Origin of the sequence: Pseudomonas sp. S11P7 (assembly GCF_023195435.1) — a bacterium.
Classification (GTDB): Bacteria; Pseudomonadota; Gammaproteobacteria; order Pseudomonadales; family Pseudomonadaceae; genus Aquipseudomonas; species Aquipseudomonas fluorescens_G.
Map to the genome: position 1 here is coordinate 4,430,714 of NZ_JALPKS020000002.1, position 15,116 is coordinate 4,445,829.

The window sequence follows — 15,116 nt, forward strand, 5'->3', positions numbered from 1 at the left end:
CCATGCACAACAACAATAAAGAGCTGACCCTCAGCGCCCCGCTCAGCGGCCCGGTGCTGACGCTCGGCAAAGTCCCGGACGCCGTGTTCGCCAGCGGCGCGATGGGCGACGGCATCGCCATCGACCCGCTCAACGACACGCTGTACTCGCCGTGCGCCGGGGTGATCATTCACGTCGCGCGCACCGCTCACGCTGTCACCGTGCGCGCTGACAATGGCGCAGAAATCCTTCTGCATCTTGGCCTCGATACCGTTGAGTTGAACGGCGCCGGTTTCTCGATGCTGGTCAGCGAAGATCAGCGGGTCAGCCTCGGCCAGCCGTTGTTGCGCTACGACCAGGACCAGGTCGGCCAGCACTGCAAAAGCCTGGTCAGCCTGTTGATCCTGACCAACAGCCACGACTTTCAGGTGCGGCCGATCACGCTCAAAGCGGTGAAGGTCGGCGAACCATTGCTGCACATCGTCGCGCGCAATGGTTCGGTGGCGAATGTTGAAGCCAGCGCTGGCCCCGAGGTTCGCGGGCAGGTGCGCGTGGCCCATCGCGGTGGCTTGCATGCGCGTCCGGCGGCGCTGATCCGCCAGACTGCGCAGGGTTTCAACAGTCAGTCGCAACTGCACTTCGGCGGTAAGTCGGCACCGTGCAACAGCCTGATCGGCCTAATGGGCCTGGCGATTGGCGAGCAGGATGAGGTGCAGGTCAGCTGTCAGGGCGCGGATGCCGAGGCGGCGCTGCAAGCCTTGCTCAGCGCATTGGCCACCGCACTGCCGGATGATCATCACGCTAAAGCGCCCGTCAGTACTGCGCCGCTGAAACGCCCGGCCGAAGCGGGTGTGTTGCACGGCGTCTGTGCGGCGCCGGGGCTGGTCGCCGGGCCGTTGTTTCGCTTGAGCGCGATCAGCTTGCCGGCGGATGCGGGCAACCACGATCCGGTGCAGCAACAACAGATTCTCGATGCGGCACTGAATACGGTGCGCAGCGACATCGCCGCCACCCTCGCCCAAGCGACGAAGCACAAGAACGCCGACGAAGAAGCCATCTTCGCCGCGCACATGGCTTTGCTCGAAGATCCGGCGCTGCTCGATGCCGCAAAGCAATTGATCACGCAAGGCAGCGCGGCGACTCACGCCTGGAGTCAGTCGATCGACGCGCAGTGCGACATGCTTCAGAGCATCGGCAGCGCGCTGCTGGCCGAGCGCGCCAATGATTTACGCGACCTCAAGCAGCGTGTGCTGCGGGCCTTGCTTGGCGAGACCTGGCACTACGATGTGCCGGCCGGTGCGATTGTCGCGGCGCATGAACTGACCCCGTCGGATCTGCTGCAACTCAGCGCGCAAGGTGTCGCTGGCTTGTGCATGGCCGAGGGCGGCGCGACCTCGCATGTGGCGATTTTGGCTCGCGGCAAAGGCTTGCCGTGCCTGGTGGCGCTGGGTTCGGCCTTGCTCGATCAGGCGCAAGACCAGGCGGTGGTGCTGGATGCCGATGGCGGCCGCCTCGAACTGACGCCGACCGCTGAGCGCCTGGCCGATGTGCAACAAGCGCAAATCGAGCGCCAGCAGCGTCGCGACGCGCAACAGGCCAAGGCTCACTTGCCCGCCGAAACGCGCAATGGCGTGGCCATCGAAGTCGTCGCTAACGTCGCCTCTGGCAGCGAAGCCGCAGACGCCTTCGCCAACGGCGCCGATGGTGTCGGTCTGCTACGCACCGAGTTTCTGTTCGTCGATCGCCAGACTGCGCCGGATATCGAAGAGCAGCGCGCCGCTTATCAAGCGGTGCTCGATGCGATGGGCAACAAGTCGGTGATCATTCGCACCATCGACGTCGGCGGCGACAAACAACTCGACTATTTGCCGCTGCCCGCCGAAGCCAACCCGGTGCTTGGTTTGCGCGGCATTCGTCTGGCGCAGGCGCGCCCGGAAATTCTTGATCAGCAATTGCGCGCGCTGTTGCAGGTCAAGCCGTTGCGCCGCTGCCGGATCCTGTTGCCGATGGTCACCGAAGTGGACGAGTTGTTGCAGATTCGCCAGCAGGTCGAAGCGTTGTGTGTGGAACTGAACATCAGTGAGCGCCCGGAAATCGGCGTGATGATCGAAGTACCCGCGGCCGCGCTGCAAGCCGAACAACTGGCCGAGCACGCGGACTTTCTCTCGATCGGCACCAACGACCTGTCGCAATACACGTTGGCCATGGATCGCGACCATGCCGGTCTGGCGGCGCGTGTCGACGCCCTGCACCCCGCGTTGCTGCGGCTGATCGCCATGACCTGCGCCGGTGCGGCGGTGCACAAACGCTGGGTCGGCGTCTGCGGCGCCCTCGCGTCCGACCCGCTGGCGACGCCGGTGCTGATCGGCCTCGGCGTGAGCGAACTGTCGGTCAGCCCGGTGCAGATCGGTGAAATCAAGGACCGTGTCCGTCAGCTGCACGAGGCCGAATGCCAGCGTCTGAGCCAAGACCTGCTCAAGCTCGGCAGCGCCGCCGCCGTGCGTCACGCCTGTCAGCAACATTGGCCGCTGCCCTAACAACAAGCTCTCGCTAAAGAGCAGGAGAACCACCATGTACCAACTTTTCATCGAAGGCCTGCAACGCCTCGGCCGCGCGCTGATGCTGCCGATCGCGATCCTGCCGATCGCCGGCCTGTTGCTGCGCCTGGGCGATACCGATCTGTTGAACATCGCCATCATTCATGACGCCGGGCAGGTGATCTTCGCCAACCTGGCGATGATCTTTGCCATCGGCATCGCGGTCGGTTTCGCCAGGGACAATAACGGCACGGCGGGCCTCGCCGGGGTGATCGGTTATCTGGTGATGATCTCGACGCTGAAGGTGCTCGACTCGACCATCAACATGGGCATGCTCGCCGGGATCGTCAGCGGCCTGATGGCCGGTGCGCTGTACAACCGTTTCAAGGACATCAAGCTGCCGGAGTATCTGGCGTTCTTCGGTGGGCGGCGGTTCGTGCCGATCGTCACCGGTTTCGCCGCGGTCGGGCTGGGCGTGCTGTTCGGCTACATCTGGCCGCCGATCCAGCACGGCATCAACGCGTTCGGCGCGCTGATGATGGAAAGCGGCAGTATCGGCGCGTTCGTGTTCGGCGTGTTCAACCGCCTGCTGATCGTTACCGGCCTCCACCACATCCTCAACAACATGGCGTGGTTCGTGTTCGGCAACTTCACCGATCCGAGCACCGGCGCACTGGTGACGGGCGATCTGTCGCGCTATTTCGCCGGCGATCCGAAGGGTGGCCAGTTCATGACCGGGATGTTCCCGATGATGATCTTCGGCTTGCCGGCGGCGTGTCTGGCGATGTACCGCAACGCCCTGCCGGAGCGGCGCAAGGTCATGGGCGGGATTTTCCTGTCGATGGCCCTGACCTCGTTTTTGACCGGGGTAACCGAGCCGATCGAATTCGCTTTCATGTTCCTCGCGCCGCTGCTGTATTTGCTGCATGCGTTGCTCACCGGTTTGTCGATGGCGATCACCAATGGCCTGAACATCCAGCTCGGCTTCACCTTCTCCGGCGGCTTCATCGACATGATTCTCGGCTGGGGTCGTTCGACCAATGGCTGGCTGGTGATTCCGGTAGGCCTTGCCTATGCCGTGATCTATTACTGCGTGTTCGATTTCTGCATCCGGCGCTTCAACCTGAAAACACCAGGACGCGAAGATGTGGCGGTCGCAGAGAAAGCCGTACTCACCGAGAACGAGCGCGCCAGTGCCTATATCAAAGCTTTGGGCGGCGCCGAGAACCTGCTGACGGTGGGTGCTTGCACGACACGGTTGCGGTTGGAGATGGTCGACCGCAACAAGGCGCTGGATAGCGAGTTGAAAGCACTCGGCGCGATGGCGGTGGTTCGCCCCGGCAAGGGCGGCAGTTTGCAGGTGGTGGTCGGGCCGCTGGCGGACAGCATTGCCGATGAGATTCGCCTGGCCTTGCCGACCTTGGGCCGTGCTCCGGTCACCTCGCCGACGGCGGTTGTCGATGAGCCGAAAACCCTGACGGTTGCCAGTGCCGAAGCGCAGCAATGGCTGAAGGCGTTAGGCGGTAGCGACAATATTCAGCAACTCGATTGCATCGCCCTGACCCGGATTCGCCTGCAACTGGCCGATGGCGAGGCGCTGTCCGAGGCGCAGCTCAAAGCGCTGGGGTGCCAGGGTGTCAGCCAGTTGCAGGGCGGAGTCTGGCATTTGCTGGTGGGGGATAAGGCCACGAGTCTGAGTGCGGCGATGAAGGGCTTGGTCAGTCGCGCGCCGGTCACTACGCAGGTCTGAGCCACCAGGTTGTTGTCAGGCGCGCTCGCGAGCAGGCCTGACAACAACGACATACATAGATACCACCTTGGAAAACGCTCCCCTCGCCATGCTGGGCCCTCATCCCAGCCTGGAGAAAGTGCCCATGAGCACGCCCAAAGCCCCCACCGCCGAAGAGATCAAAAGCGATCTCAACCAGATCGGCGAGTACCTGTTCCAGACACCCGACCCGTTGCTGCCGGAAAACCAACCGAGCACCGAACAGGCCTACCTGCAAAACCTCAACGAGCAGCTGAAAACCTATCGCACCGGCTACCTGCGACGCAGCCGTGCGCTGTACCAGGCGCTGGAAACCAGCGACCTGCAAAGCGCCGCAGGCAAGCAGCTCATCGCGACGCTGAAGACCAGACTCAGCACCCAACTGATCAACATGGACCTGCGCGACCAGATCGACGACAAACCGGCGAAAACCTTCCTGAAGTACGATGCCGGATTCACCGCCATCGGCCACGAAGCGCGGCAAGCCGTCAGTGATCGCCTGCTCCACCCGCAAGCCGGCGAACTGCTGAACAAACTCGATCTGGGACCGATGCTGCGGCCTGCCATTTATGCACTGCAGTTCAGTTATCAGAGCACCACGGTCGAATTGGCCGGCGCCTTTGTCGTTACACAAAAGGACAGCCCGCGCATCACCGATCTGCTGACAGACCAGAGCGTCGGCTACGCCGTACTGTTCACCCCGGCTCGCGGTCTGGAGTTTTTCAATTCCCTGGCTGATCTCGATGCCCACCTGCGTGAGTCGCTGAATTCGCGCAGCAGCCGCGCCGAGTTCATGCAATTGCTGCCGACGCGCTATCACCAGGTCGGCGCCGCAGGAATCTGGCCGCTGCAGCTGGCGCCAATCGACAGCCGACCCTTGTTCGAACACATTTACGACGCGCTCATCGAAAGACGCACGCAGGATATCGAGCGTGCGTTGAGCCTCGCCGACAACCCGCAGCAGGACGCCACGCTGTTGCGCACGGCGCTCGAAACCGCAATCGCCGCTGCCCTGCCGGATCTGACGCCGCGCCTGGAGTTACGCGCACAGACCCTGTTCGAACGCCACCTGCGCTACAGCGCACCGGATTGGTACCGTAACGCCAGCAGCGCAAAACAGCTCGAACTGGCGCAGCACCTGAGCAACTACCAACAGGCGCGGCAACATTGGCTCGACCTGATGCAGCCGGTGGGCAGTCTGACGGCACTGGCTCGCCAGCAGTGGCTGGAACGCTTGAGCGATGATCTGGAAATCGACGATCTGGAACCGGAAAAGCTGCAAATCAGCACTGATCGCCGAGTACCGGGCTACGGCGTTTACATACATCAATACACGCTGCTCGATCTGTCCTTGCGCGGCCCGCACACCGGCGATGAATTGCCGGGTTCGGAGTTCCTGAGCTACACCACCCTCACCTACGACGGCGCCCCCTTGCCGGAAAGTTATGCTGACCTGACACCGGCATGGCTGGTCAAACAGGCGCTAAGCCTGGAGCCTCGCGTTGACTTCCATCGCTTGCAAAACCAGATGCATGCCGGTGCCGCCATCAAACCCGCCATTGAGCGCATGCTTGACCAGAGAGTCGTCGCCCTCGCCCATACGGCCGTGCTGCAAGGGCACCTGCTCGAAACCGATTTGCCATTGATCCAGCGCTTGCGCAGCGGCGGCGATCCGCACCTGCGCGCCGCCACCCTGTCGCTGCATGGCGCACAACTGCAGGATTTATGGGTACTGCGCCAGAGTGACGCCGACGGCGCCATTCAGCGTATCTTGCTGTGCACGCCACAAGCCCCCGCGAGCAGCAGTTTCAGGCCTTCGCCAGCGAGCGCGAATGCCAGACCCATCTGCTGGGCTGGGCGAAGCACAGCGACGTTGCCGACAGCATGGCCGGTTACCTGATCAGCCGCGCCCCGATGCGCTTTCGTGCGACGTTACGCAAAGTGCTGGCCGGCCTGAGCTTCAAGCCTGAGGCGATGGAACACCAGAAGGTGACATTCGATAACTGTGGCGACCATCTCGCATGCCTCAAAGCCATGGCCGAACACGTGCTCGCTACGCGCGTTGACGACTATGACTTCAGCACTCCCCTGTGGTATCGCTCGACCACTGCTGCCAATCGCAGAAAGCTGACCACCCTGAGCGAAGATGCCGAAGGCGCTTTGCGTGCATTCAACCGGCACGCCTTGTCCGGAAGCGAGTTTCCGGCATTTGACGACTACGTGCACGAGCAAGCCAGAATCAGTTTGAACCGCCTGCTCAAGCGTCCGGCCAACGATGTCGACCCGGATACCGTCTGGGCGTATGCGCCGATGTCCATCGTGCCGTCATTGACCCCGAAACCGCTGTCGTACACCCGCCTGTTTCGCGACGGCTACGCCGACGGTGTCGGTTTTCTCGATGAGAAATTCTCCCGCTCGGCCCGGTTCAAAGGCCCACCGGGCATCGATGTCAGCAGCCTGACCGCGCAAAACGTCGCGCGCTCGGTCACGGGGGTGTGGATCGGCCAACGCTACACCGACAAGGTCAGGAACGACCTGCAAAGTTCGACCAGCGAAGGCTACGATTTCAGACGCAACGCGACATTGGCGATCACTCAGCGTCAGATGAAAAGCGCCGCGCTGGAATCTCAGCTGCAAGGTCATATCGCCAGCAGCGATCTGCAATGGCTGGAGCAGAGCATCACCAGCATGGACGAAAGCTCTGGGCCCACTCGCACGAAGTTTCCCGTCCATCGCTTGATGATCGACGGCGAATGGGTAATGGATGCATGGCTGTTCAGCCATGCCGACAACCCGGTTTTGCTCTATACCCCGGACGCGCCCGACGGTGTCAGGTTTCGCGAAGCGCGGCTGTTCAATTACCTGCTTCAGCAGCAGGCCGGCATGATCGAATACCTCACGTCCCGGGTTGGCGTGAGTGCTCAGACACGGGTACGGACGTTTCTTGAAAACGCAAAAAAACAGCTACCCAAAGACCTCAATAAAACCACGCCCAGCCCGGCACGCTACGATTCAACACCGGCCACCGCTGCCGTCAGCGATCTGCGCGCGGCGCTGTACAACATGAAGCTGCAACGCCGGATCGACAATGTCCACGCCACCACCACCAGTCGAACCGAGATGATTGCCGGGCTGATCTGGACCAGCGTCGAATGGCTCGCCGCGATTGCCACCGCCCCATTTCCGCTACTCAGTTTGAGCACAGGTTTGCTGCTGGCCTTCAAGGACGCCATGCTCGCCCTGCACGCTTATCGTCAGGGCAACAATGGCGAAGCCTTCCAGCATCTGCTCGGTTATCTGTTCAACAGTGCCGGCGCGATACTGACCGATTTGCGTCCCGCGCTGCGTTCACTCAAACCCGTGCGCCGGCCGTTGCGCCAAGCAATCGCCAGTGCCGGCAATGACCAGCAAAACGTCACGACGCTGGTCAATCAGGTCGAGCCCCAACCCGAGTGGGATGACATGCGCGTCGTGATTTTCAGAAGCCAGTTTTACTACACAGGGAAAAATCCCGACGCACTCGGACGCCATTTGCTTTACAAACCAAAGCCAAACTCGCCTGACCTCGTTTCGACCGGCATTCTGGTAGTGCCCGATGCAAACGGCCTGATGGTGCGCAGCGGAATGGCCGGCGGCGCGCCAAAGTACGATGCCGTGCCAGAGACGCCGGGCCCGCACAGGGATTATGGCGTGGCGGACAAGTATCGCCAGCGCGTCGAAACGGTGATGAACCCGCAAACCCGCGAAAACATCATTCTGCGCAGTCAGGACTACATGGGCACGACTCCCCATGCGATCGTCGCCGGTGCCGCCGATGAGCTCGCCAAGGCACGCATCGCCTACCTGAAACAGGTCGAAAAACTCACTACCGATGCCACCCGTCATTTCGCCGAACTCGCGCCCCTGCCCGCTCGCGCCGAAGTCCCGGCCGTGGCTGCCAATACCTCGATTGCACAGTTGATCGCCAGCGATGCATTCAAAGGCAAAAACCTGGTCATTGGTGCTGAGGTCGGTTCTATCGCCAGCAAACAATTACTGATCGATCATGTCGACGAACTCATTGCAAACGGATTCAAGCGCCTCTATGTCGAGTACCTGGCGGGAGATGTGTTTTATCCCAAGCTTGCAAAACTGAACAAGGGCGGTGCCTGGAAACACATCAAAACCCATCTCAAAGCGGTTGATCGCGCGCTGGGGCACGAGAAGGACGCGTCGTACTCGTATCTGGCACTGGTGCGAACAGCACGGGAAAAAGGCATGACGATTCATGCGCTGGACGCCTCGACCAGTTATCAACTGGAGCACGCCATGGTGCTGGCCGACGTCTCGCCATTGACCCCGCGCAGCAACACCATCAGGAACTTTTATTCGCACAAGGCGTTGTCCGCGGATATCGCCGATGCAACGGAAGAACGCTGGATCGTCCTCACCGAACAGACCCGCATGAGCACTTTCGACAAGACGCCTGGCCTGGCCGACCTGCAGAATGCCATTGCCGTGCGGGTTGAAGACATCGACCTGTACCAACCTCAACGTGTCGGCCTGGATGCGCCAGGTTCGATCGCCGGCGATGCGGCAGCGTGTGGCGATTACCTTGTGCAGACACCGACCGCGTACAAAACGCCTAAACCGGTCTCGAAGCCAGCGGAAACTACCGCCGTGGTTGATCATTTCAGCGACTACGACGTCGCTCCGTCACTGCGTGACGACATCGCAAAAATGTTGCATGGCCCCCATGCCATGGATTCACGCTATGGCTGGGTACCACCGAGCGAAAAAGCCGCCTACGACGCCTTCATTGCCAGCCGCAAGCGTCTGGAGAAAAAGGCAAGGGACACGTTTACCGACTACACCCCTCCCGAAGCGCCGATTCTGCCATCGCTCACGTCCGACACTACGTTCGAAGCTTTTCTACAGCAATTGTCCGAGCTGCGCTTGAATCTGCTGATCGGCGAAGCCCATGGCGACGTATCGAGCAAAGCGCTGCTGAAAAAAACACATGAAGGCACTCAAGCAAGCCGGTTACGACACGTTGTATATGGAGCATGTATTGACGGACTTGCATCAGGCCGATCTGAATATCTTTCTACAGACCCAGCGTATGCCGGACAGACTCAAAGCTTATCTGCGCAGTCAAGACCACGGGCATATGCGAGGCTATGAGGGTAACGATACGTACACTGAGGTCTATCAGGCAGCTGCCAAATACAATATCCGCATCAAAGCGCTCGACTGCACGGCGTCTTACCATCTCAAGGGCCTTTCGGACGAAGTTGTTTCGCGAAACGAGATGTTCAGCTATTTCGCAACCCAAGTCATCGAGGCTGACCAACTGGCGAACGGGCCGCACAAATGGGTGGCGCTCATTGGCAATGCGCACACCAATTACAATCTCGGTGTGCCAGGCCTGGCGGACACCCTGTCAGTTGCCAGCCTCCACGTGCGCGACACCCCCACTGAACTCGCCAGAGATATTCACCGCGGCACAGGGGAAATCGTCGCTGACGTGGCTGAAAAGCGCGGAACCAACTATCGAGGCCTGCGCAGCGATTTCATCATGGAAGTGGCCGTTGCCGGAAAGAAAAAACCTGCCACGACGCCATCTGTCAGCCGCAAAAAATTGACCCACCCGGGTCTGTTCCTGATCGAACACGAAGGCTCGACCGGTGCGCGCGTGGTGCATAAATCCAGGACCGGCGACATCGTTGTCACGCCGATCCAGGTCAATGACAAAGGCTTGTTGTTCGTCGACCGTTGGGAGAAGAAAGATCAGGGCTTCAAATACCTGCGCACGCTGATCGAGATGCTTGTGGCAGACGTCAAATTGACGCAGGTGAAGTAACGCCGGTTCACTTACGCGTTTTGGAAACCACTCGGTTTGAGAGCCCGGTGGTTGCGGCAGACAACGCTCGGGAATACGGACTGCTTCTTCGCGCCCTCACCATTACCGGTTCTGTCAACTGTCAGGCCTGACAGTTGACCTTGGCAAAAGGCATTACTATTTTGACTTAACTGGGAGGCAGGAAGTTATGAGCTTCGCTAATGTTTGACCTTAGTAAAGGACGACTGCGAAATGGCAAAGAAAATGACCGACGCTGAATTTCAGCAAAACTTGATAGAAAGATTTAAAAAATTAGATGCCGACAGCAACGGCAATATCTCGTTTACCGAATACCAAGAAGCATTCAAAGAGGTTCCAAAAGAAATCCTTGAGGATTTATGGAATGAAATGAATAAAGATAAAGATGAATTCATCAGCTTTGAAGAGTTCAAGACAATATAACTGACCAGCCTGCTTCCCGGCCTGGTGCTGCAAGATTGCGAGCATACGACCCTTCACCAGTTGTGACGTATACGGTCTGTTTCCGATGATCGACTGTCAGGCCGTCATCGCTTACAGGCAAGCTCTCACAAAAATCGCGCCACCCTCGCTTAGGCCGAGTGGAGGGATTGATCCGGGCCTGGGAGCGCAGCGACCGTCTGGCGCAGCCAGACATAGCGGGCCCAACAAAAAACCCGCAGACGATCACTCATCTGCGGGTTTCCCGTTTCAGCCGCTACAAAGATCAGAAATCTTCCAGCCGCCACACCTCATAAGCCGGCGTCTCATACGGATGACTCAATTTCAACGCTGCCACAACAGCAACGATCAACTCATCCGCAACAACAAGCTCAACCTTCCATTCCTCGACCCGCTCAACCTGCCCCGCCTCGCCAATGAACGGCTGACTGCCGTCCAACGGTCGAAACTGACCAACGCCAGGCACCTGCCACGCACAGTGGTCATAGGCACCGACCCGCCCGCCACCGGCAGCGAACACAGCACCCTTGACCACCTCGACATGGCTGTCGGGCACGAAAAACGCGAGCTTGTACACAGGCCTCAGTTAACCCAGACGCGAGCATTACGGAACATACGCATCCAAGGTGCATCTTCGTTCCAGTCTTCCGAGCGCCACGAGTTCTGCACCGCGCGGAATACCCGCTCAGGGTGCGGCATCATGATCGTTACGCGGCCGTCACGGCTGGTAAGGCCGGTGATCCCGCGCGGCGAGCCGTTCGGGTTGGCCGGGTAGGCTTCAGTGACCTTGCCATGGTTGTCGACGAAACGCATCGCCACGCAACCGGACAGATCGGCCTCGAGCAGTGCTTCTTCGCTGGCGAATTCGGCGTGACCTTCACCGTGGGCGATGGCGATCGGCATGCGCGAACCGGCCATGCCCTGCAGGAAGATCGAGTTCGACTCCTGGATCTGCACCATCGCCACGCGCGCTTCGAACTGCTCGGAGCGGTTGCGCACGAAGTGCGGCCAGAACTCGCTGCCCGGAATCAGTTCGTGCAGGTTGGACATCATCTGGCAACCGTTGCACACGCCGAGGGTGAAGCTGTCGTTACGCTCGAAGAAGCCCTGGAACGCATCGCGGGCGCGGCTGTTGAACAGCGCCGACTTGGCCCAGCCTTCACCGGCGCCGAGCACGTCGCCGTAAGAGAAACCACCGCAGGCCACCAGGCCTTTGAACTCGTTGAGGTCGACACGGCCGGCGAGAATGTCGCTCATGTGCACGTCGATCGCGCTGAAACCGGCGCGGTCGAACGCCGCGGCCATTTCCACCTGACCATTGACGCCCTGCTCACGCAGCACCGCCACCTGTGGACGAATGCCCTTCTTGATGTACGGCGCGGCGATGTCCTGGTTGACGTCGTAGCTGAGCTTGACGCTCAGGCCCGGATTGTCTTCTTCCAGCAGTACGTCGAATTCCTGCTCGGCGCACTCGGCGTTGTCGCGCAGACGCTGGATCTGATAGCTGGTCTCGGCCCACTGACGCTGCAGCAGACGGCGCTGGCCTTCGAACACGGTGTCACCGTTGAAGGTGATGTTGATCTGGCCGTTGTTGATCGGCTGGCCGATCACCGACACGCAGTCGCCCAAACCAGCAGCGCTGAACTGCGCGAGGATGTCCGGGGTGGCGTCCTGACGTACCTGGATGACCGCACCCAGTTCTTCGTTGAACAGAATACCGGCGATTTCCGCGGCGGATTCGGCAACGCTGTCCAGGTTCAGGCTCAGACCGCAGTGGCCGGCGAATGCCATTTCCACCACGGAGGTCAGCAGACCACCGTCGGAACGGTCGTGGTACGCCAACAGGTGACCGTCGGCGTTCAAGCCCTGGATCACCGCGAAGAAAGCTTTGAGGTCTTCGGCGTCATCGACGTCCGGCGCGTGCTTGCCGAGTTTGCCGTGAACTTGCGCAAGGATCGACGCACCCATGCGGTTCTGCCCGCGACCGAGGTCGATCAGGATCAGGTCGGTGGTGCCCTTGTCCATGCGCAGTTCCGGGGTCAGGGTCTGACGGATGTCAGCCACTGGCGCGAAACCGGTCACGATCAGCGACATCGGCGAGGTCACGGTTTTTTCTTCGCCGTTGTCGTTCCAGCGCGTGGCCATGGACATCGAGTCCTTGCCCACCGGAATGGTGATGCCCAGCTCAGGGCACAGTTCCATGCCGACCGCTTTCACGGTGTCGTACAGCCGCGCGTCTTCGCCCGGGTGGCCGGCCGCGGACATCCAGTTCGCCGACAGTTTGATGTCGGACAGCTTGTTGATGCGCGAGGCGGCAATGTTGGTGATGGTTTCGCCAATCGCCATGCGGCCCGAGGCCGGGGCATCCAGCAGAGCCAGCGGCGTGCGCTCGCCCATCGCCATCGCTTCACCGGTGTAAACGTCGAAACTGGTCGCGGTGACGGCAACGTCGGCCACCGGCACTTGCCATGGGCCAACCATCTGGTCACGGGCCACGAGGCCGGTGATGGTGCGGTCGCCGATGGTGATCAGGAAGCTCTTGCTCGCCACGGCTGGGTGATGCAGAACGCGCTCAATGGACTCGGTGATGTCGAGGTTCGACGGATCGAAGTCATCGCCCAGTTCAGCTTCGCGAACCACCGAACGGTGCATGCGCGGGGCCTTGCCCAGCAACACTTCCAGGGGCATGTCCACCGGGTTGTTGCCGAAGTGGCTGTCGGTCACGGTCAGTTGCGGTTCGGCGGTGGCTTCACCGACTACGGCAAACGGGCAACGCTCGCGTTCGCAGATCGCCTTGAAGCGCTCGAAATCAGCCGGGCCGACCGCCAGAACGTAACGTTCCTGGGATTCGTTGGACCAGATTTCGTGCGGGGCCATGCCCGGCTCGTCGTTGGGAATGTTGCGCAGTTCGAAACGGCCACCGCGGTCGCCGTCGTTGACCAGTTCCGGGAAGGCGTTGGACAGACCGCCCGCGCCGACGTCGTGGATGAAGCTGATCGGGTTCTTGTCACCCAGTTGCCAGCAACGGTCGATGACTTCCTGGCAGCGACGCTCCATCTCAGGGTTTTCACGCTGAACGGAAGCAAAATCCAGATCCGCCGAGCTGGTGCCGGTGGCCATCGAGGAAGCTGCGCCGCCACCCAGACCGATCAACATCGCCGGGCCGCCGAGCACGATCAGCTTGGAGCCAACGACGATCTCGCCTTTCTTGACGTGTTCTTCGCGGATGTTGCCCATGCCACCAGCGAGCATGATCGGCTTGTGGTAACCGCGCACTTCGTCACCGTGGGGGGTGGTGATCGATTGTTCGAAGGTGCGGAAGTAACCCGTCAGGGCCGGACGACCGAATTCGTTGTTGAACGCGGCGCCGCCGAGCGGGCCTTCGATCATGATGTCCAGCGCGGTAACGATGCGCTCAGGTTTGCCGTACGGCACTTCCCATGGCTGTGCGAAGCCGGGGATCTGCAGGTTCGATACGGTGAAACCGGTCAGGCCGGCTTTTGGCTTGGCGCCACGACCGGTAGCGCCTTCGTCACGGATCTCGCCGCCGGAACCGGTCGATGCGCCCGGGAACGGGGCGATCGCGGTCGGGTGGTTGTGGGTTTCAACCTTCATCAGAATGTGCACCGGCTCCTGCACCGCGCCGTACTGGCGGGTTTCAGGGTTCGGGAAGAAGCGGCCGGCAACGTTGCCGACGATCACCGAAGCGTTGTCCTTGTAAGCGGACAGCACGCCTTCGCTGTGCATCTGATAGGTGTTCTTGATCATGCCGAACAGGCTTTTTTCCTGGCTCTGACCGTCGATGTCCCAACTGGCGTTGAAGATCTTGTGGCGGCAGTGCTCGGAGTTGGCCTGGGCGAACATCATCAGTTCGATGTCGTGCGGATTGCGCTTCAAACCGTTGAAGGCGTTGACCAGATAGTCGATCTCGTCTTCGGCCAGGGCCAGGCCCAGCTCGGTGTTGGCCTTTTCCAGCGCGGCGCGGCCGCCACCGAGGATGTCGATCGCGGTCAGCGGCTTCGGCTCGGCGTGGCTGAACAGGCCGGCAGCCTGTTCAAGGTTGGCCAGTACGATCTGGGTCATGCGGTCATGCAGCACGTCGGCAATCTGCTGGGCTTCGGCTTCGCTGAACTGACCGGCAACGTAGAAGGCGATACCGCGCTCCAGACGCTGGATCTTGCTCAGGCCGCAGTTGCGGGCGATATCGCTGGCCTTGCTCGACCATGGCGAGATGGTGCCGAAACGCGGCAACACCAGAAACAGACGGCCGGTCGGCTCTTGAACCGGAACACTTGGGCCGTACTTCAGAAGGCGCGCAAGCACCTGCTGTTCGTCGCCGGTCAGGACGCCGGTGACTTCGGCGAAGTGAGCGAATTCAGCATACAGGCCACTGACAGCTGGAACCTTCTGGCTCAGTTGCTCAAGGAGTTTGCTGTGGCGAAAGGCAGAAAGGGCAGGAGCGCCGCGCAGGATCAACATCTTCGGGACAGCCTCGGGAAGGGGTGTGCTTTGAGGCCGTGCATTCTAGCCT

8 protein-coding genes are annotated in these 15,116 nt (G+C 60.8%); 6 read left to right on the forward strand and 2 right to left on the reverse strand.

The features are described from left to right. Positions 1-2: 2 nt before the first annotated feature. From ptsP to M0746_RS20560, 6 genes are all read left to right on the forward strand, one after another. Positions 3-2,516 carry a phosphoenolpyruvate--protein phosphotransferase gene (gene ptsP / locus M0746_RS20540; protein ID WP_258450417.1) on the forward strand — a complete coding sequence of 838 codons (2,514 nt, stop codon included), beginning with the start codon at positions 3-5 and terminating at the stop codon, positions 2,514-2,516. 34 nt (positions 2,517-2,550) lie between these two features. Then, entirely contained in the window at positions 2,551-4,266 is a 1,716-nt protein-coding gene (gene nagE / locus M0746_RS20545; RefSeq protein ID WP_258450418.1) for an N-acetylglucosamine-specific PTS transporter subunit IIBC, read from the forward strand. Between the two features lie 124 nt (positions 4,267-4,390). After that, positions 4,391-6,184 carry a hypothetical protein gene (locus tag M0746_RS29240; RefSeq protein ID WP_342454991.1) on the forward strand — a complete coding sequence of 598 codons (1,794 nt, stop codon included), beginning with the start codon at positions 4,391-4,393 and terminating at the stop codon, positions 6,182-6,184. 410 nt (positions 6,185-6,594) lie between these two features. Continuing rightward, positions 6,595-9,447 (forward strand): membrane-targeted effector domain-containing toxin, encoded by a 2,853-nt coding sequence (locus M0746_RS20550; RefSeq protein ID WP_446731342.1) that lies wholly within the window; start codon positions 6,595-6,597, stop codon positions 9,445-9,447. After that, the gene (locus tag M0746_RS20555; protein WP_258450420.1) at positions 9,434-10,126 is read left to right on the forward strand and encodes a membrane-targeted effector domain-containing toxin; all 693 of its coding nucleotides are present in this window, start codon (positions 9,434-9,436) and stop codon (positions 10,124-10,126) included. Before M0746_RS20550 ends, M0746_RS20555 begins: the two co-directional genes overlap by 14 nt. 231 nt (positions 10,127-10,357) lie before the next feature. Then, positions 10,358-10,567, forward strand: coding sequence for an EF-hand domain-containing protein (locus tag M0746_RS20560; RefSeq protein WP_258450421.1), 210 nt, complete (start codon positions 10,358-10,360; stop codon positions 10,565-10,567). 283 nt (positions 10,568-10,850) lie between these two features. On the opposite strand, the gene M0746_RS20565 is transcribed toward M0746_RS20560, so the two are convergent. Next, the gene (locus M0746_RS20565; protein ID WP_258450422.1) at positions 10,851-11,162 is read right to left on the reverse strand and encodes a YqfO family protein; all 312 of its coding nucleotides are present in this window, start codon (positions 11,160-11,162) and stop codon (positions 10,851-10,853) included. Positions 11,163-11,167: 5 nt separating this feature from the next. Next, a complete protein-coding gene (gene purL / locus M0746_RS20570; RefSeq protein ID WP_258450423.1) occupies positions 11,168-15,064 on the reverse strand; it encodes a phosphoribosylformylglycinamidine synthase in 3,897 nt (1,298 codons plus the stop codon). Between the last annotated feature and the right edge of the window lie 52 nt (positions 15,065-15,116).